Source organism: Parashewanella tropica (genome assembly GCF_004358445.1).
Taxonomy (GTDB): Bacteria; Pseudomonadota; Gammaproteobacteria; order Enterobacterales; family Shewanellaceae; genus Parashewanella; species Parashewanella tropica.
This window is the reverse complement of record NZ_CP037951.1, coordinates 1,146,410-1,165,835: the sequence shown is the minus strand read 5'-3', so window position 1 is coordinate 1,165,835 and position 19,426 is coordinate 1,146,410. Positions and strand designations below refer to the sequence as shown.

The window sequence follows — 19,426 nt, the reverse complement described above, 5'->3', positions numbered from 1 at the left end:
ACGGTTAAGCGAGCAGTATCATGTCAAAGCAGTTTCAGTATTTACAACAAGACAGCCAACTCACCCTGAGGGAAGGTCTTAAAGAATACATGGCTGGATATAGCCATTTAAATAAAAACGATGGTGAAACTGAAGACTGCCGTTGGTTTTTCTGCCATGACTGCACCCATGTGCTTTTCGGCACGATTCCTTTTGAAATGAAGGGAGAAAGTGTTAATGATGCTTGGACCATGTTTGGCACGGATATTACCATTAAGCAGTACGGTAAATTTTTTGATTTTGTCGATTACGATGTCATCATGAATAGCTATGTTAAAAAAGTCGGCAGTAAATGGCGGGTTTATTTAACGTTACTATCTGTCTTACCGACTTGCCTAAAAGCTATCTATCGAGCCATTAAAATGAATAAGAAGTGGGAGTGGTTTAATCCAGAACCCTACCTAGATATGCCTCTCGCCGAGATCAGAAAAGAATTTGGGGTTAAGGTGATCATTAAGTAGCTCACATTAAAATAAGACCGTGGCAGCAATACCACGGTCTTTTTCACCTAGATTTTTTGCTCAAATAATCCGATTCACGTAGTAAATCAACGCCGTTTCATCGCAAGCATGCTTCTTCGGACAAGGTTCGCAATCCTTCATTACTTTTTCAGGTAAATGGTGTTTATCTGACAGGCTAAAACCTAAGCGACTAAAGAACTCTGGCTTTCGAGTCAGCGCTAACACTTTATTTAGCGCTAGTGTTTCTGCACGTTTTAATAAGTGCTCGACTAAAGCTTTACCATAGCCATGACCTTGATGATTTACCGACACACCTAATGAACGAATTTCAGCAAGTCCTGTACTGTACATATACAAAGCAGCGCAGCCACAAATCTGCCCTTCACTTTCCACCACGGCAAAATCACGAATAAACTGGATAAGCTCTTGCTCTGAACGTGGCAGATTTTCTTCTTTATCCGCCCAGTAGTTCACTAATTTACTGATCCCACGTAAATCAGTTAGCTTGGCATCTCGAATCGTAAAGTTAGCCACACCAAGTTCATGACGGAAGCTTTCAATCGCTTTATTAACCGCTTCAATGCCCGTCCCACCAATGGTACTGCGTTTATCGACAAGATGTTCTAAATCCAAGAACTGATAAACGTCATTTTCAATCAGTGAAGAAAATTGTTGTAATTCATCCAGCCTTAAACGCTCAATTGGCTCTTGTTGACCAATGGCATATAACACAACTTGACCAGAGATTTCGTGAGCTGTTCTAAATGGAACACCTTTAGCCACAAGATAATCAGCCAGCTCCGTCGCATTAGAGTAACCTTCTGCTGCCGCTTTTTTGCATTGATCGCTTCGAACTTCAATAGAATTTACGACTTCATTGGCCATCAATAAACATTGTTGCCACTGGTTAACCGCATCGAAAATTCCTTCTTTATCTTCCTGCATATCTTTGTTGTACGCCAAAGGCAGCCCTTTGAGCGTTACCAATAAGCCTTGCAGCGAGCCAAAAACACGTCCGCATTTACCACGAATAAGCTCTAACGCATCTGGATTCTTTTTTTGCGGCATCAGTGACGAGCCAGACGTCACTTGGTCGCCCAAGGTGATGAAACTGGCTTCTCCCGAGTTAAAGAAAATCAGATCTTCCGCCATGCGAGACAAGTGCATCATGCTGGTACTTGCTGCAAACAGTAATTCCAGTACGAAATCACGGTCGGATACCGCGTCTAAACTATTTAGACAAGGCGAATCAAAACCTAAATCATGCGCTAATTGCTCACGATTAATGTCATAAACCACACCTGCTAATGCCCCACTCCCCAATGGACATTGGTTTATGTGCTTATTGGCGGCAACCAAACGTTTTTCATCCCGTTTTAGCATTTCCACGTAAGCTAAGCACCAATGAGCAAAACGAACTGGCTGTGCTCGTTGTAAATGGGTATAACCGGGGAAAATATGCTGCTTATTCGCTTCAGCCAGAGCCACTAAACTTTGTTGACACGTTCGCAATAACCCCTGCAACTCGTCGTTTTGCTGTTTACACCACAAGCGTAAGTCAGTCGCCACTTGGTCATTACGACTACGCCCTGTGTGCAACTTTTTAGCGACGTCACCTAACTTTTCTGTCAGCTTAGCTTCGACATAGCTATGAATGTCTTCAGCATTAGAGTTAATAATATCCAGCTCACCTGCTTTTGCTAACTCTGCCAATTCATACAAGGCTTGCTCTAACGCTTGTTGCTCTTCAAGCGCCAATACGCCTGCTTGGTAAATCGCTTTTGACCAAGCAATCGAGCCTTCGATATCTTGCAAAATTAAGGCTTGGTCAAAATGCAATGAGTCATTAAAGGTTTTAAAGTACTCACTACTACCTGATTGAAACCGTCCTCCCCATAGTGCCATGTTATGACTCCTTTGAGTTAGCTTGTTGCTTCATCGCATTGATGCGACTTGGTAAACTGAACAGACGAATAAAGCCTTCAGCATGTTTTTGATCGTAAACATCATCGGCACCAAAGGTTGCAAACGCTTCAGAATATAAGCTATGAGGCGAACGACGCTGAGTCACTGTGGCTTGCCCTTTATAGAGCCTAACGATCACATCACCCGTAACACTTTTTGCGAAAATTGCAGATGCGGCCAATAGCGCCTCTGCTAATGGTGTAAACCAGCGACCATCATAAAGAACATGAGAGAACTCAAGTGCAACAGATTCACGATATTTAAGTGACTCTTTATCCAGTACTAAGGTTTCTAAGCCTTTATATGCCGCCATTAACACAGTACCACCGGGCGTTTCATAACAACCACGAGACTTCATACCCACTAAACGATTTTCCACGATATCAATGCGTCCAACACCATGCTTACCCGCCAGAATATTGAGTATTTCAAGCAACTTATCGGCTTTAAGCTCTTGGCTGTTAACCGCCAGTAACTTGCCCTGTTCAAATGAAAGTTTTACGTATTCCGGTGTGTTAGGTGCTTCTTCGGGTGATACAGTCATCGTCCACACTTGCTTTGAAGGCTCACACCAAGGGTCTTCAAGCTCTCCACCTTCATGGGAAATGTGCCAGAGATTGGCATCGCGACTATAAATTTTAGTCAGGGATGCTGAGCAAGGAATATTTCTCTCATCCAAATAGCTGAGTAAATCTTCTCTTGAAACCATATCCCACTCACGCCAAGGCGCAATCACCGATAACTCCGGTGCTAACGCAGCAAAGCATGACTCAAAACGAACTTGGTCATTCCCTTTACCTGTACAGCCATGACAAACAGCATCTGCGCCCACTTTTAGTGCTACTTCAACTTGCGCTTTTGCAATAATAGGGCGAGCAACAGATGTGCCTAATAAATATTGACCTTCATATACAGCTCCAGTGGTTAAGGTTGGATAAATGTAATCCGTCACTAACTGCTCTTTTAGATCCACTACGTGGCATTCACTTGCCCCAGAGGCTATAGCTTTAGCTTCTATGCCTTCAAGCTCTTCGTATCCTTGCCCTACATCTGCACAAAAAGCCACGACCTCACAGTTGTCATAGTTTTCTTTCAACCAAGGAATGATGGCTGAGGTATCCAATCCACCTGAATACGCTAATACGACTTTTTTTATGTTTTTATTTTTTACGATTGCCATGTTGTCACCACCAAAAATTAAGCTTGATTGAATAGAGTGAGTAGAATTGCACATTGCGCCCACATACGGTTTTCAGCTTGCAAATCCGCTAACGATTGCTCGCCGTCAAAGACTTCAGTGGTGACTTCCTGTTCTAAATGAGCAGGCTGGCAGTGCATAAAATAATTTGCATCTGCTTTTGTCATTAACGCGCTGTTCACTTGATAAGGCTTAAAGATTTTTAATACTTGTTGTGGATCTTTTTCTTCCCCCATAGAAATCCAAGTGTCGGTGTAAATCGCCGTTTGTGAACCTATATCATTAATGTCATTACTCAGCGTTAGCTTGGCTCCGGTGATAGCTTCAATGGTATGAGCTTTATCCTGCATCTCTTTTGAAGCTTCGAAGCCTTTTGGCGAAATTAAGGTAAAATCTATTCCTAATGTCAGTGCCATCAGCATCAATGAGTTAGACACATTATTGGCGTCCCCCACATAAGCCAGTTTGGCTTGACTAAGATCTTCAACCTTTTCAGATAGTGCCATCATGTCAGCTAAAGCTTGGCATGGGTGATAGAGATCGCTCAACGCATTGATTACAGGAATACCAGCGTATTCTGATAATTCGACTAAGGATTGATGACTAAAGACTCGAGCGACAATGGCATCACTCCAGCAGGCAAGGTTTTTAGCCACATCCACCACACGTTCACGTTCGCCCAATTTGCCGTTTTGCTGACCTATGTAAACGGAATGACCGCCGAGTTTTTGAATGCCAATATCAAAGCTAATATGAGTACGTAATGACGGCTTTTCGAATAGCATCACTACAGACTTACCCGCCAGAGCATGTTGATAATCTTGTGGTGATTGTTTTATGGATTTCGCTAATTCAATTAAATCCAATAGTTGCTGCTGATCAAGCTGATCATCAGCCAGATAATGTGAGAATGACATAAGTATCTTCCTAAAATTGTTAAAAAATGGGTTTGTTTAATCAGGAATAATGCGAGTACCGATTGGCTGACCTACAAACAACTGAACGAGTTGTTGTGGTTGCTGCCAACTGGCAATCGCGATACTTCGTCGTAATTGTCGAGCTGCGTTGAAGGCGGCATTCACTTTAGCTACCATGCCACCATTGATGATTTGTTGTTGAATAAGACTTTGAGCTTGCGTTTGCACTAACGACTCTAATGTTTTTCCTTGAGCGTCTTTTACACCAGCCACGTCAGTTAACAGTAATAAGTCACCATCCACCAACTGAGTAATGGCTACCGCTGCATCATCAGCATTAACGTTGACCAACTTGCCATCTGTTAAAACTCCAATAGAGGCAATAACAGGCATAACTGATTGCGATAACAACATTTCAAGTACACTGGCGTTATTCGGCGTTGGTACTCCAACTTCACCTATATTTTCAGGGTGCTTGCTACAAGTAACCATGGCGGCATCGGCAAGCGATAGACCTAAACTGGTTAAGCCAAGCTGATTGGCCGTTGCGACAATCTGTTTATTGACCGTTCCCGCTAATGCACCACTGATAATAGGGATTTGTGACTTAGGCGTAACACGTAATCCATTTTTCTTCTTGGTAGTGAATCCTGCTTGCATCAACATTTGATCTACTGTGCTACCACCACCATGTACCAGAATGATTTTTCTATCAGAGTATTTTTTAAACACCAACAATAATGCTGACAAGGCAGATTCTTGCTCAAGAATCGCACCACCGATTTTGATCACTAAAGGTTTAGACATGGTGGTTCACCTCGATATTACTGAGTAAACCAAACTCACTTGGAAGCCCTAAACGTAAATTAAGGCATTGCACCGCTTGTGAAGCTGCACCTTTCAGTAAGTTATCAATGGCACAACTCACAACCAAAACTCGTTGACTCTCATCGAACTGCCAATGGATATCGGCAAAAGGAGTACCTGCAACATTATCTACTTTAGGCCAAGCTTTTTGCATTCTAATGAGTGGTTGTGACTGATAGGCATTTTTGTAAACAGCGTCAATATCAGCTGCAGTGATTCCCTCTCTGACTTTAAGAGTCGTTGTCGCTAATAATCCACGTTTGAATGGAGCAAGGTGCGGATTAAAAATGACATCAGCCTGTACAGCAAGGGAGATTTCAGGCTGATGTCGATGCTTCAAAATATTGTACGGGGTTAAACTCACTTCATTAAAACTGGTAGCTAAATTCGCTTGACGCCCTGCGCCACTGACTCCACTGATACCGTTCACAGTAATCAAAGAGTCTTCATCATGAAAATGATTCAACGTAATAGGTTTGAGCCCCAATAAGCTCGCTGTCGGATAACAGCCGGGGACAGCAATCAAATTAGCGTCTTTTATGGCTTCAGCCTCCCACTCAGGAGAACCATAAACCGCTTGTTGTAATAACTCGGGTTGTTGATGAGTAAAACCATAATATTGATCGTAAAGTTCTGGCTGTTTAAGCCTAAAACCACCAGAAAGGTCAAATATAATTATTTTATGCTTGGAAAAAGCTTCAACTAGCTTAATACTGGCTTCGTGAGGGGTTGCTAAAAAAACAACATCAAGCTCAGAGGCATGTGTATTTATCCAATCTGGACTAACGGCTATAAAAGCGTTATCGCAAATCCCCTTCCAACGAGGAAAAACATCACTAAAACACTGCCCTAATACTTGGCTGCCTTCAGAAACTAACAGCTCGACAGAGTTAATCAATTGATGACGAACAAGTAACGCTACCAACTCAGCACCAGCGTATCCACTGGCTCCTACCACAGCAGCTTTTAAATCCTTAATTTGCAAAATTATTCACCATCAAATAAAGCTAAAAACACAAAATCTGTATTACGAATGAGATAAATTACAATCTCTTTACCAATAAATGTAAAACTACACACAATTGACTTCTTATGCAATATTTATAAATATATATTTTACAGATATTATTAACTATATTTAAAAATGACATTACCTAATTTCGAACAATCATTAATTCAGCAATAAAGGAAAAGCTCATAACCAATTGATTAAAAGAGGGTTAATCATAGATTAATTCTGTAAGTAGAGTGTGGATGTTTTTTTTTGCTTATTTAACAATATGTACCATTCATATTTGTAACTGCACAACACTATGGCGTACTGGACAACAGCAACAAGTAGAGTTCCAACTGATTTTAGCGGCTCACAACCAAGAAAAGTTGGAATAGAACCAACTAAATTTGTTGAACTGATTAAAAAATCGGGGTTAAGTGTCAGAGATCTCACTCCACACTTTGGTTTAGATGAAGGAGATGAACAAGAGATTATGGGTAGTGCACCAAATGATGTCCCTGCCCAACGGTTCGCTTTTGCTCGCAAAGTTGCAGCAAACCCAAAATTCAACATTGTGGAAATACAAAAAGTATTTAAAGGTCTTGGTTATAATGGTGTTGCGGAGTATATCACTGAAAAGAGGAAACTAAACCTCGACTACTTTTCACAAGTTGATACATATAGTCATGAACACTCACCAACACAATTTGCTCAAGTTTATGAATCAGGAGAGCAACACAGTACAATTAATGAACTTCAGCAACAAGTTAAAAAACTCACTTCTCAGCTAGAAAAATCAAAACAAAAACAACAACAACAACAAACACAAATTAATGAGTTAAAAACAACTTTAGAACATACAAATAGTGAAATTGAGCGAAGAGTTGAACGGAAAGTAGCGGAACAAATTGCTCGTAAGGAAGAAGGGTATCAACACCAAATTGCTTCTTTAACATCTCAACTAGAAAGAGTTAAACAAGAAAATCTGCAATTAAAATTGAGTGGTGTCCATATTACAGCCTCCCAAGCAACACCTGAGGTGGAACTTGTTGTCCCTTCCGGTTGTAATCAAAAAATAGACAGTGACAAAAAAGCACGGAATCTATTATCTGCTCTAATGGGCGTTACTGAGTTGTGGGAAGATTTTGGCTGTTTTTTAACTCCTAACGGCTTCACTACAGGGGAAATAAAGCAAGGGAGCCCTCATGCGGGAGCAACAACCCACCTTATGGCTCTGATTAGGGCGGCAAAGTCTAGGACTGGTAAAGAAAAATTCACCTTACAAAAAGTAATCGATTCGCTTAACGCGATCCGAACTCCAAAGCATGCAGAAAATATACAGCGGGCTATGGATCGCCTCTTGGGGTTACAACAAAAATGGAACAGAGCAGAACAATCTGGATATAATTCTGACTCTGATTCTGATTAAATCGGCTAATTGTTAGATTTTTCTATTTGTTGCACAACCCTGAATTGACTTTTAATTCACAATTAACAAATATAAAATCAAAAATAAAAGTGTACTTAATAGAATGACATTACCTAATTTCGAACAAACGCTTACCCAACTCATCTCCTTGTCTTCCATCAGCTCGAATATTGAAAGTGAAGATGAAAGCAATCATCAGGTTATTTCTTTACTTGCAACTTGGTTCGAAACATTAGGTTTTACGGTTCAAACTATTCCTGTTCCAAACACACGTAACAAATTTAACTTATTAGCCAAACTGGGGGGTGGTGAAGGTGGCTTATTATTAGCGGGGCACAGTGATACTGTGTCATTTGACGAGATTGGATGGAACAGTAATCCTCATAAAGTAGAAAATAAAGATGGCCGTTTTTATGGATTAGGCACCTGCGATATGAAAGGCTTTTTTGCGTTTATCTTGCAAGTTTGCCAAGGATTGTCAGTTAAACAGCTAAAAAAACCACTTTATATCTTAGCCACAGCCGATGAAGAAACCAGTATGGCTGGGGCGCGCTTTTTTGCTCAATCTCAAGACATTCGCCCTGATGCTGCCGTTATTGGTGAGCCAACCAATTTAATTCCTGTGATCATGCACAAGGGCTACATGTCCCACAAAATTATTGTGATGGGTAAATCAGGGCATTCAAGCCGCCCTTCTGCTGGAATAAACGCCATTGAAGTGATGCATCAAATTATTGGTAAACTGCTTGAACTCAAATCTAATCTTGCCCTCAACTATCAAAACCAAGCATTTGATGTACAAGAGCCCACATTGAATTTGGGAACAGTTCGAGGTGGCGACAGTGTAAACCGAATATGTGGACACTGTGAACTCGACATAGATATTCGCTCTTTGCCTGGCATGAAAGACCATGAAATCACTCATTTACTGGCTGAAACGTTGAAAACAGTTGTAGAGCAATATCCCGGACGCATCCGCTTCGAAGAGCTTGAACCAAGCTCTCCAAGTTTTAACCAAGATAAAAACAGTAACTTAGTAAAATTCGCTGAGCAAATAAGTCACCAATCTTGTTGTGCCGTTAATTACGCAACAGAGGCTCCATTTGTCCAACAGCTAGCTTCACAGACCATAGTATTAGGCCCGGGTAGCATTGACCAAGCCCACCAGCCGAACGAGTTTTTGGCTGAAGATCAGATTGATAACACGCTTATGATTTTGACAGGGTTAATTCAAAGATATTGTTTTTAAATGTAGAACAGTAAAATTCAAAACATAACAGGGATAGAAATCATCTAATGCTCAAATAAAGTCATGCCTCCCCACATTGGCATGGCTTCATTTATAGTTTTTTAATTATGTCCTAAAGCTGCAATTAGCTTCCCTCCTCAAATTACATAGCGCCTTCATCTAAAAAACAGACCAAAACAGGATTTATATCTTTTATTTGAAAAAATACATTGCAATTTAAGATTTATATTCTGTAAATTACCTTTTTCACCCACATTTTATTCATTAATTTTACATTTTTAATAGGAACAAAGAATGACACCTCCTACCGCTGATTTTATTTGGTTTAACGGCGAACTCGTCCCTTGGCATAAGGCTCAAGTCCATGTAATGAGTCATGCCTTGCATTACGGTTCATCGGTATTTGAGGGAATTCGAGCCTATAAGACACACAAAGGGGTTTGCATATTTAAGCTTAAAGAGCACATTTCACGTTTATTCGATTCAGCCAAAATTTATCAACTGGATATTCCTTTTACACAAGACCAGATTATTCAAGCTTGTATCGACTCTGTTGCCCAAAATGGTTTCGAGTCTGCCTATATAAGACCTTTAGTGTTCATTGGCGAAATAGGGATGGGAATGAGAACCCCTGAAACCTCAAAAGCAGAAGTTATGGTCGCTGCGTTTAAATGGGAGAAATATCTAGGAGATGATGCCAAGTCACAAGGCGTTGATGTTTGCGTATCAAGTTGGAATCGTGTTGCACCAAACACGCTTCCTGCAACAGCTAAGGCAGGAGGTAATTACCTTTCCTCTCAACTCATTACATTAGAAGCCAAACGCAATGGTTATCATGAAGGTATTGGATTGGACGTAAACGGCATGGTCAGCGAGGGAGCCTTACAAAATCTATTTATTGTAAAAAACAATATCATTTATACCCCACAAACATCGAGTTCAATTCTTGTTGGTTTAACTCGTGATACTGTGATCACTCTAGCCAAAAACTTAGGATATGAAGTTAGAGAGCAGCCCATATCAAGAGAATCACTCTACCTTGCCGATGAGTTCTTTATGACGGGAACCGCATCTGAGATTGTGCCTGTTCGCTCTGTTGATGGCGTTACCATAGGGGATGGCCATCGCGGCCCTGTTACCGCCGCAATGCAACAAACCTTTTTCGGTATATTTGAGGGCACGACACCAAATACTGATGAGTGGTTAACGCCTGTTATTTAAAATTGCAAGTCATGCCGAGCCATCGGCTCGGTTCTATCGTAGGTGCATGAAAAAGACTACAATGCTGAATAATCACTGACACAAACAATATTGGATTGGTTTTTAGCTACTGAGGTAGAGATACTAATTGTAGAATTTTCCCCGTACCTTGTTAAATGGCAACTGCAACCTCACCCTATCCAGAATCACAATTGCAAGCATACCTAAAATATCTTGAGGTAAAGCGAGAAGGTGAGCAAGCTATCTCAGTTAACGGAATTAGTTTTACAGTCACTTTTGATGACGTGGGATGGTGTAAGACCGTTATCAAATATCATACCAGTAATAAATTTGAAGCTGATGCCCTTTACGATCCTAATATGAAGTTTTCTGAAAAGGACGTTAAATCTGCCTTCAACTCTGTACCTCTTTTAGCCGAAGAGGACCAGCAAATCACCACTCGATGCAACTCAAGATCACAGAAGACTCACTATCAATCACTGTGCTTAGCAGGTGGAGGAGCCAAAGGAGTCGCCTATTTAGGTGTACTTCAAGCACTAGGACAGAAAAGGTTAAATGACCTTATAGAAGTATCAGGTACTTCTGCAGGAGCTATCATCGTCGCTTGCGTTTCAATTGGCATGGATCAGCTGCAAATTACGGCTGCTATGCAAAATGCGAGTACAAAACTCAATCAGAAAACGATTTTAACTGAAATGCGAGCCATTATAGGCAATCATCTTGGGGCTTACGCCAAAGAAATCGCCGACTATCTGAGTAGTAAAGGCGAATATTTCAAAGATGAAGATAACCAGAATATCCCACCAAAAAACGTAAAAAAAGAAGATATTGGTAAGATGACTTTTCATCAACACGAGCTTATTCGCAGTCGATATAAATTACTCAATTTAAGGTGCATCAGTCACTTAAGTTGGAAACGCTTAGTCGTTGTGGCGTCAAATGGAAATACTGAAGTTCAGCTATCCGCAATAAACTCTCCACACCTAGAAATTGCGGTTGCGGTAACAGCAAGTGCAGCAGTTCCTGTAAAAGTTAAAGCTGTACAAATAGAATCAGCGTTACTAGTCAAGGAGTCAACACAAGGCGTTAAAACGCTAGAGTTAACTGATGGAGGCTTAAGCAATAACCTTCCTTTTTGCTACTTTACTACTGACAAAATACTGGCGGTTGGGCTTGATTTTCAAGAACCTCTTTTACTTCAAGATGCAGTGCCACAAAACAACATGGAAAAATTAACAAAAGGGGCCGTTAACCTTGCATCAAAAGTATCCAGCACAGTTAAATCGGATGCCTATGACATAAAGCAAGCGCGAGACGACCCTAGAGTAATACTTTGTATCCTAAGCCCTAAAACAAGCATTTTCGCATTTTCATCTGCATCCAATCCCAGAAAAATCTATAAACACAAGTGGCGTGCAGTGCGGGAATTTGAACAATTTGAAGCCTCGCATGGAGCAATAACTTTTTCCCCTCAAAGAATTTTTCCTTTTTCTTTGGAAAAATACTTAACAGAAAAATACAAAAAACAGAAACCGAGTCCGAAACAAACGACCGATACACAAACAGGTTTTGAAGTTATTGGCACCATGCCTAGAAAATTAAAATAACCACGACAGACAAGCAGCCCCTACTTCTTCTTGGCTTGGTTCCAATATTCATCTAGCACTTCAAGGCTAAGCAGTTTCATTTCTTGACCATCGGCTTCAACTGAGTTTTCAACCTCACGAAAACGACGTTCAAACTTGTTAGTTGCTAGTCTAAGCGCTTGTTCTGGGTTAACTTTAAGATGACGAGATAAATTCACCACGGAAAACAGCAAATCACCGACTTCTTCTTCCAAGCGAGCCTGTGAAGTCTTTTCAGCTTCAACCTCCTCCATAACTTCACTTAGCTCTTCCGTCACTTTATCTGCTACATCATTAAGATTATCCCAATCAAAACCCACAGATGCCGCACGTTTTTGCACTTTATTAGCTCGGGATAAACTCGGAAAGCCAACAGGAATATCATCGAGTACTGAAATCTGTTCACGTTGTTGACGCTCTTGATGTTTTTGCGCTTCCCATTGGCTAGCTTCATCGCCTTCTATGACTTTATCAGCAAATACATGTGGATGACGGGTAATCAGCTTTTCATTCAATTGTGAAACCACATCTTCAAAATCAAAACGCCCATCTTCTTTTGCCAATTGGCTGTAAAACACAATTTGAAACAACAAGTCACCTAACTCAGCGGGTAATTCATCCCATGCCTTGCGCTCAATCACATCAGCGACTTCATACGCTTCTTCTAAAGTATGAGGGACTATGGTTTGGTAGCTTTGTTTGAGATCCCAAGGGCAGCCCGTTTTAGGATCTCTGAGCTTTCCCATAATTTGTAACAACAAAGCCAAGTTGGCTTGTTTATCCATATCGCATCCGGTTTTAACTATATTTAGGATTCATCGCCGTATCTGCGTAGTACAAGCTTTCAGGAATTGTTGCTCGCATAAAAGCCTCAAAAAGAGTGACTTCGCAGATCTGGTGGTTAAATTTAGAAGCTCTAGAGGTCATATATGGCCTCTAATATCGCTTAGCCTCAAACACTCCTTCGACTTGATAGAGTTTTGCGATCAAACGAGTTAGCGCATCTCTGTTATATAGCTCTAATTCTAAGTCGATGGTGGCCACCAGCTTTTTAGTGTCGACTTTGGTAGACATGTTCATCACGCTGGATTTCTCAGAGGCTAAAATACTGGTGATATCTCGCAGCAAAGCAGTCCGGTCATTAGCCATCACTCTCAGCTTAACCCTAAAGCCACCTTTGTAGTTTTCTCCCCAAACCACATCAACTTCACGCTCTGGAGCCATAGATAACAACTCTTTAAGCTGCTCACAATCATCACGGTGAACCGAGATCCCACGTCCTTTTGTGATAAAGCCCACAATTTCATCACCAGCCACTGGCTGACAACAACGGGCTAAATGACTCATTAAGTTACCGACACCGTTAACTTCAACTTTGTCACCACGACGATTGGTAGACTTATGAATCTGACCTTTTTTCAGTAGGTCTTCAACAGCATCAGTCGCATCGTCTTTTTCTTTAGGTGCGTAATGGCCTTGAATAAAGTTAGTCACTTGATTTAAACGCACATCACCGCCACCGATCCCCGCTAGCAAGTCATCAAGACTTAGCATGTTGAAACGCTTAACCGCTGGTTCAGCATCTTTGACGCTAAAACCCAATGGGCTTAATTCAGCATCCAACATCTCTCGTCCAGCTTGCGTGTTTTTTTCTTTATCTTGGTGCTTAAACCAGCTTTGGATTTTAGAGCGCGAACGAGAAGATCGGATATACCCTAAATTTGGATTAAGCCAATCACGCTTTGGATTCGGATGCTTAGCCGTAATGATTTCAACTTGTTCACCCGTTTGTACTTGATAAGTAAATGGCACAATACGGCCATCCACTTTGGCACCAATACACTTATGCCCAACATGAGAGTGAACATAATAGGCAAAATCAAGCACGGTGCAGCCAGTCGGCAAATCAATCACATCACCTTTAGGGCTGAATACATAAACCCTGTCTTCAAAAACTTGGCTTCGTACTTCGTCCACCAAGTTACCGCTTTCAGTAACGTCTTCTTGCCATTGCAGAATTTTACGCAGCCAGTTGATTTTTTCTTCGTAGCCGCTTTGTTTACCGGATTGATTGCCTTCTTTGTATTTCCAATGAGCGGCGACCCCAAGCTCTGCATCTTCATGCATTTGCTCGGTACGAATTTGAATTTCGACCGTTTTACCTTCAGGACCAACAACAATAGTGTGGATAGATTGGTAACCATTCGGCTTTGGGTTCGCCACATAGTCATCAAATTCTTTTGGTATGTGATGCCAAAGGGTATGAACAACACCAAGGGCGCTATAACAATCTTGTAGACGATCGGTAACAATTCTAATCGCGCGTACATCGAAGAGTTCATCGAATTTTAAGTCTTTACCTTGCATCTTTTTCCAGATGCTAAAGATATGTTTCGGCCTACCGTAAACTTTGGCCTTGATGCCTTCTTCATCCAATTTTGATTGCAAACGCTCAACAAAGTGGACGATGTAAGATTCTCTATCTAAGCGTTTTCCATCCAGCTGTTTGGCAATATCCTTATAGACTTGTGGGTGAAGATAGCGAAATGAGATATCCTCAAGCTCCCATTTTAGTTGACCAATACCTAGACGATTGGCTAATGGCGCATAGATGTCTCTGATTTCTCGGGCAAGTAATACTCGTGTTTCTTCATCGGCATTTTTGACTTCTCTTAGCAAGCAGATGCGATCTGCCAGTTTGATCACAACAGCTCTAACGTCCTCGACCATCGCAAGTAACATCTTGCGAATATTATCGATTTGAGACTCTTGTGATTTATTATGAGGTGAGCTTTTTAAGGCACCAATGGCATTCATGGTCACAGCACTGTGTACCAGAGTCGCCAATTTTTTACCAAACTGTTCTTCAATTTGTTCTTCATTGAGTTTCTGTGCACTTAATAAAATATAAAGCACAGCCGCTTGAAGGGTCTCTAAGTCCATGTGCAATGGCGCTAAGATCTCTACCATTTCACGTGCACGAGTGAAATCCTCATCTGATAAAAGTGCAGGCTTGTCTTGTTGGCTTGCTAAGAGTTCGCTAAAAAAGGACTGCAAATCTTTGGCATCTTGCTCATTGTGCAAATAGCGCTCAGTCCATTCATTTAACTGAAATTGTTCGTTCTGAAAATGGGTTTCGCGAACCGATACCATAGCCCTACCTTTTTAACGATTAAGGATTAATACACAAGACTATTTTTTAGAAAATAGCGCCATTGCTTCAATATGATGCGTTTGAGGAAACATATCAATCATAGCTAACTTCTGCAATTGATATCCATGATCTAACAGCACTTTTGTGTCTCTGGACAAACTTGAAGGATCGCAAGATACATATAACACTTGTTTTGGATTTAGCTTTTTAAGCCATTGTAAACATTCAAAGGCTCCAGCCCTTGCCGGATCGAGAAGTAATTTGTCGATTTTTCCTAACCAAGGTTGTTTCGATAAATCAGCACTCAAGTCACAAGCATAAAATTCAAGATTATCGAGCTTGTTATCCTTAGCGTTATTTTTCGCCTGCTCAACCGCCGACTCTACACCTTCAACACCAATAACTTTCGCTCCAGCTTTCGCCAAAGGTAAGCTAAAGTTTCCCATTCCACAGAATAAATCCAGTATCCGTTCATCAGCTTTGGGCTGTAACCAATCTATGGCTTGTTCAACCATATTTTGGTTTATCTCTGTATTTACTTGTACAAAGCTGCCGGGGGTAAACTGTAAACGCGTATCTGAAAGTTGATAGCTTGGAAGCAGTTCATCTCCATGAATCAACTCGAAATGATTATCTTTGTGCTGTAACACAAGAGTTATTTGATGCTGCTTAGCGAAGTCTCCTAAAGCTCGTTTATCGCCTTCTGATAACAACTCTGGCGTTCGAATCACTACAAAAGACTGTGTGTCCCCTTGAATAAGCTCGATGTGTCCCAAACGCTTAACACCTTTTAATTTGTTTAAGACATCACTAACGGGCTGGATCAATTTATCTAAGGTTTCAGGTAAAACTTTACAATGTGCAATATCAATCACATCACGACTGGCTGACTTCCGAAACCCCACTTTTAAGCGATGGCTTTCTTTATCATAACTGGTCGCCAATTTTGCGCGACGTCGATATCGCCACGCTTCCCCGCTGATAAGTTCAGGTTTTGGTGGCGTCACTTTAGCGAGCTTTTCCATCAACTGGCTTAAGGTACTGAGTTTATGCTGACGCTGCGCATCAATACTTAAATGTTGTAAGTCACAACCGCCACATTCATCATAATATTGACACTCTGGAACTGTGCGGTCTGGAGACGGCGTCACTACCTTAATCAACTTACCTTTGGCGAACTTTTTCTTTTGTTCAACCAATTGTAATTCCACTGTTTCACCAGCTAAGGCTTTAGGGGTAAAAACCACTTTGCCTTGATGATGGGCGACTCCTGCCCCCAAATGATCTAACTGCATCATAGTTAACGTCATTTTTGCTGACATTTTTTTCGGTCTTTTGGGTTTATTTACAAAAAATTGCGCCATATTTATCTCAAAATTGGTAAAGTAGCGGGAAAATATAAAAATTATATCGACAGGAAATAATAAAAGATCATGAGAGGTGCTGAGACCCCACCCAAACATAACTTACGGACTTGGGTATTGATGCTGGCTTTAGTCCCGACTGTTGTGATCGCTATTTTACTCGCGGTTTTTTTCACGGTAAACCGAACTGTCGAGTTAGAACAAAATATTTTATTGAAAACTCGACAAGTGGCAGAACCTGTCGCGGTTGCTATGGGGTTAGCACTTAAAAATAAGAATCGAGATGAAGCTAAGCGCTTACTTACCAGCCTACAAATTAGTGAACCAAAGTTGGTTGAATCCGTGGCTGTATTTGATAATAATAACCGCCGCTTCGTTTCTTCACATTACAATAAAACCTTCATTGGGCTTAGACATAATGGTTCGTTAATCACTCTTAACCAAATTGAACAAGAGATTCACGATAATAAGTTGGTGATCAGAGCCCCTATTTTTGCCATTTCTGACGCCGAAAAACGTGCCTACCAACAACCCGAACTCCCCATTGAGAAACCAATGCAAGGTCCATTGCTCGGGTATGTTTCAGTGTTAATGGATGTATCTGACATCATTGAAGAACAACACAGAAACATTATTATTGCGTTCGCTATTATTCTCATTGGCATTCAGCTTAATCTGATATTTACCATCCGCCTCGTCAAATTTATATCGGGCCCTATCGATGAACTGTCGATGTTTATCAGTCGCATCAATAGCAATCAGCAACCGAATAAACTCAGTAATCAATACATCAGTGAACTTGATTACCTTAAAAAGCAAATCGTTACTATGTCAAAAACGCTTGCAGCCTCACAAAACGAAATGCAAGCCAATGTTGAGCAGGCCACTTCGGACTTAGTAAAGACACTCGAACAGATCGAAATTCAAAACGTTGAGCTGGATATGGCTAAAAAACGTGCCCAAGACGCTAGCCAAACCAAGTCTGAATTCTTGGCTAACATGTCACATGAATTGCGAACACCACTGAATGGAGTCATAGGATTTGCCAAACAATTGGCTAAGACGCCTCTACACAGCAGCCAACTCGAATACATTCAAACGATCGAGCGCAGTGCTAATAACTTATTGAATATCATCAACGACATTTTAGATTTTTCTAAACTTGAAGCTGGAAAGATGGTGATTGAAACCATCCCATTCAGCATTAGAGACATGATGAATGATACGCTTGAACTTATAGCACCTTCAGCTCACGAAAAACAATTAGAATTAGTCATTGATATCGACCACGACGTCCCTGATGATGTTATTGGCGATATGATGCACCTAAGCCAAATCCTGACAAACTTGGCTGGGAATGCACTCAAATTTACTGACTCTGGTAGTGTAACGGTACGAGTAAAGGTCGAATCCAGTCACCTTCAACAAATGCTATTACGCTTTGAGGTTGAGGATACGGGTATTGGCATTAAACCTGACCATCAAAAGTTATTATTCCAAGCCTTTAAACAAGCCGACTCATCTATTTCTCGACGCTTTGGTGGCACAGGTTTAGGCTTAATCATTACTCAACGATTGGTCGAAGCCTTGGGAGGAGAGATACAGTTTCGCTCAGAATTAGGAAATGGCTCGACATTTTGGTGTACGCTTCCCTTTGAACGCTGCCAACTTAGACTCGGTGACTCCTTGCCTATCGGTAATTTAAAAAATAAATCCGTACTCTTAGTTGAACCGCGTCCGCTTTCTGCACAGGCAACATCAAAAATACTCTCAAGCTGGGAAATGTTTTACCGAGTCGCATCTAACCCTGAAGAGATCATTAACAAGCTGGCAACCAGTCAGAACTTTGATTACTTGCTGTTAAGCATTAGAGATACCTGCCCTCATGCAGAAATACTCAAGGTCTTACAGCTCGCCCAAACCAAAGTTGAGCGTATCATTATTCTCTTCAATAGTTCCAAACACGAGAGACTGCTGGGAGACTTGCTCAACTACACTGACGCCGTTATCAAAACACCAATAACCAGCCTATCGTTAGCAAGGCAGATGATCTATGCCCAAAAAACAGCGGAACCCGCTGTGCTAAATCATCCTGAGCCTACAGTTAAGCAAAAGAAAAACCTAAATGTCCTAGCGGTTGATGATAATCCTGCTAACTTGATGCTCATAAATGCCTTATTAGACGAGCTCGTCACTAATGTCACCACGGCAACCAATGGTGAAAAAGCCATAAAGCTAGCCCAACAGCATCAATACGATTTAATTTTGATGGATATTCAAATGCCAAATGTTGACGGTATTCAGGCAACCAAGAGCATAAGAAAAAATTCACTCAATCGTAATACGCCAATTGTTGCCGTAACGGCACATTCGATGTCAGAGGAAAAAGAAAGGATCTTAGCGAGTGGAATGGAAGACCACTTACAAAAACCTATTGATGCAAGTGACTTACAAGCCACGATTGAGCGCTGGGTAGCCAAGCCAAGCTTTTCACAGTTTGATATTCATACTCTGAATTGGGATCTTTGTCTTTCTCAAGCCGGGCATAAAACTGAGTTAGCATTAGAGATGCTGCAAATGTTTATAGATTCAATACCCAGTTCTTGTGAAGACATTGAATCAGCCCTAAACAAACAAGATGTCAAAGCCATGATACAAGTCATCCATAAGCTGCATGGTGCATGTTGCTATAGTGGCGTCCCGACAACGCAAAGCTTGTGTAAGCAAATTGAGTCCACTTTAAAAGCGGGGAGTCCTGTTGATATGCTGGAACCTGAAATTCTTGAACTCCTAGATGAGTTAATCAAGGTAAAATCAGCGGCGGAGCAAGTCATCACTCAAATGTCTCGTGAATCGCTATACTCGTGAAAGCTGACGGTGTAAAATTTCCAAATCTCATGAGGCTAGTATCATCCTTGATTCGGCCTCATATCTACTTTTCAT

14 protein-coding genes are annotated in these 19,426 nt (G+C 41.1%); 6 read left to right on the top strand and 8 right to left on the bottom strand.

Annotated features, from left to right (window positions below):
* The first annotated feature begins 20 nt into the window (after nt 1-20).
* Complete coding sequence (locus E2H97_RS04875) at nt 21-500, top strand: hypothetical protein (RefSeq protein WP_133406099.1); 480 nt, start codon at nt 21-23, stop codon at nt 498-500.
* 60 nt (nt 501-560) lie between these two features.
* Here the strand turns inward: E2H97_RS04875 and argH are convergent, their stop codons facing one another.
* From argH to argC, 5 genes are read right to left on the bottom strand one after another with little or no spacing between them, the layout of a single operon-like run.
* On the bottom strand, nt 561-2,405 hold the full coding sequence (argH, locus tag E2H97_RS04870) for an argininosuccinate lyase (RefSeq protein WP_133406098.1): 1,845 nt from the start codon (nt 2,403-2,405) through the stop codon (nt 561-563).
* A 1-nt stretch (nt 2,406) separates the two neighbouring features.
* Nucleotides 2,407-3,645, bottom strand: coding sequence for an argininosuccinate synthase (locus E2H97_RS04865; protein ID WP_133406097.1), 1,239 nt, complete (start codon nt 3,643-3,645; stop codon nt 2,407-2,409).
* A 17-nt stretch (nt 3,646-3,662) separates the two neighbouring features.
* The gene (locus E2H97_RS04860; protein ID WP_133406096.1) at nt 3,663-4,580 is read right to left on the bottom strand and encodes an ornithine carbamoyltransferase; all 918 of its coding nucleotides are present in this window, start codon (nt 4,578-4,580) and stop codon (nt 3,663-3,665) included.
* Nucleotides 4,581-4,616: 36 nt separating this feature from the next.
* Nucleotides 4,617-5,387 carry an acetylglutamate kinase gene (gene argB / locus E2H97_RS04855; RefSeq protein WP_133406095.1) on the bottom strand — a complete coding sequence of 257 codons (771 nt, stop codon included), beginning with the start codon at nt 5,385-5,387 and terminating at the stop codon, nt 4,617-4,619.
* Nucleotides 5,380-6,432, bottom strand: a complete 1,053-nt coding sequence (gene argC, locus E2H97_RS04850; RefSeq protein WP_246029057.1) for an N-acetyl-gamma-glutamyl-phosphate reductase — start codon at nt 6,430-6,432, stop codon at nt 5,380-5,382. The genes argB and argC overlap by 8 nt, the downstream gene beginning before the upstream one ends.
* A 328-nt stretch (nt 6,433-6,760) precedes the next feature.
* On the opposite strand from argC, the gene E2H97_RS04845 reads away from it, so the two are divergent.
* The 4 genes from E2H97_RS04845 to E2H97_RS04830 all read left to right on the top strand — a co-directional run bounded on the left by E2H97_RS04845 (nt 6,761) and on the right by E2H97_RS04830 (nt 11,947).
* Nucleotides 6,761-7,870 carry a hypothetical protein gene (locus tag E2H97_RS04845; RefSeq protein ID WP_133406093.1) on the top strand — a complete coding sequence of 370 codons (1,110 nt, stop codon included), beginning with the start codon at nt 6,761-6,763 and terminating at the stop codon, nt 7,868-7,870.
* A gap of 103 nt (nt 7,871-7,973) precedes the next feature.
* A complete protein-coding gene (gene argE, locus E2H97_RS04840) occupies nt 7,974-9,119 on the top strand; it encodes an acetylornithine deacetylase (RefSeq protein ID WP_133406092.1) in 1,146 nt (381 codons plus the stop codon).
* Nucleotides 9,120-9,413: 294 nt separating this feature from the next.
* A complete protein-coding gene (locus tag E2H97_RS04835; RefSeq protein ID WP_133406091.1) occupies nt 9,414-10,340 on the top strand; it encodes a branched-chain amino acid transaminase in 927 nt (308 codons plus the stop codon).
* Between the two features lie 155 nt (nt 10,341-10,495).
* Nucleotides 10,496-11,947: a patatin-like phospholipase family protein gene (locus E2H97_RS04830; RefSeq protein WP_133406090.1), complete on the top strand. Its 1,452-nt coding sequence runs from the start codon at nt 10,496-10,498 to the stop codon at nt 11,945-11,947.
* A gap of 20 nt (nt 11,948-11,967) precedes the next feature.
* On the opposite strand, the gene mazG is transcribed toward E2H97_RS04830, so the two are convergent.
* The 3 genes from mazG to rlmD all read right to left on the bottom strand — a co-directional run bounded on the left by mazG (nt 11,968) and on the right by rlmD (nt 16,483).
* Nucleotides 11,968-12,750, bottom strand: coding sequence for a nucleoside triphosphate pyrophosphohydrolase (gene mazG, locus E2H97_RS04825; protein ID WP_133406089.1), 783 nt, complete (start codon nt 12,748-12,750; stop codon nt 11,968-11,970).
* 151 nt (nt 12,751-12,901) lie between these two features.
* The gene (gene relA, locus E2H97_RS04820) at nt 12,902-15,118 is read right to left on the bottom strand and encodes a GTP diphosphokinase (protein ID WP_133406088.1); all 2,217 of its coding nucleotides are present in this window, start codon (nt 15,116-15,118) and stop codon (nt 12,902-12,904) included.
* Between the two features lie 39 nt (nt 15,119-15,157).
* On the bottom strand, nt 15,158-16,483 hold the full coding sequence (gene rlmD / locus E2H97_RS04815; RefSeq protein WP_133406087.1) for a 23S rRNA (uracil(1939)-C(5))-methyltransferase RlmD: 1,326 nt from the start codon (nt 16,481-16,483) through the stop codon (nt 15,158-15,160).
* Nucleotides 16,484-16,552: 69 nt separating this feature from the next.
* Between rlmD and barA the strand changes: the two genes are divergently transcribed.
* Nucleotides 16,553-19,351: a two-component sensor histidine kinase BarA gene (barA, locus tag E2H97_RS04810; RefSeq protein ID WP_133406086.1), complete on the top strand. Its 2,799-nt coding sequence runs from the start codon at nt 16,553-16,555 to the stop codon at nt 19,349-19,351.
* Nucleotides 19,352-19,426 lie beyond the last annotated feature (75 nt).

What these genes read in the sequence shown, in the direction of transcription:
- E2H97_RS04865 (WP_133406097.1), bottom strand. Translation starts at nt 3,645, where the DNA reads ATGGCAATCGTAAAAAATAAAAACATAAAAAAAGTCGTATTAGCGTAT.
- rlmD (WP_133406087.1), bottom strand. Translation starts at nt 16,483, where the DNA reads ATGGCGCAATTTTTTGTAAATAAACCCAAAAGACCGAAAAAAATGTCA.
- argB (WP_133406095.1), bottom strand. Translation starts at nt 5,387, where the DNA reads ATGTCTAAACCTTTAGTGATCAAAATCGGTGGTGCGATTCTTGAGCAA.
- barA (WP_133406086.1), top strand. Translation starts at nt 16,553, where the DNA reads ATGAGAGGTGCTGAGACCCCACCCAAACATAACTTACGGACTTGGGTA.
- E2H97_RS04860 (WP_133406096.1), bottom strand. Translation starts at nt 4,580, where the DNA reads ATGTCATTCTCACATTATCTGGCTGATGATCAGCTTGATCAGCAGCAA.
- mazG (WP_133406089.1), bottom strand. Translation starts at nt 12,750, where the DNA reads ATGGATAAACAAGCCAACTTGGCTTTGTTGTTACAAATTATGGGAAAG.
- E2H97_RS04835 (WP_133406091.1), top strand. Translation starts at nt 9,414, where the DNA reads ATGACACCTCCTACCGCTGATTTTATTTGGTTTAACGGCGAACTCGTC.
- E2H97_RS04875 (WP_133406099.1), top strand. Translation starts at nt 21, where the DNA reads ATGTCAAAGCAGTTTCAGTATTTACAACAAGACAGCCAACTCACCCTG.
- E2H97_RS04845 (WP_133406093.1), top strand. Translation starts at nt 6,761, where the DNA reads ATGGCGTACTGGACAACAGCAACAAGTAGAGTTCCAACTGATTTTAGC.
- argH (WP_133406098.1), bottom strand. Translation starts at nt 2,405, where the DNA reads ATGGCACTATGGGGAGGACGGTTTCAATCAGGTAGTAGTGAGTACTTT.
- relA (WP_133406088.1), bottom strand. Translation starts at nt 15,118, where the DNA reads ATGGTATCGGTTCGCGAAACCCATTTTCAGAACGAACAATTTCAGTTA.
- E2H97_RS04830 (WP_133406090.1), top strand. Translation starts at nt 10,496, where the DNA reads ATGGCAACTGCAACCTCACCCTATCCAGAATCACAATTGCAAGCATAC.
- argE (WP_133406092.1), top strand. Translation starts at nt 7,974, where the DNA reads ATGACATTACCTAATTTCGAACAAACGCTTACCCAACTCATCTCCTTG.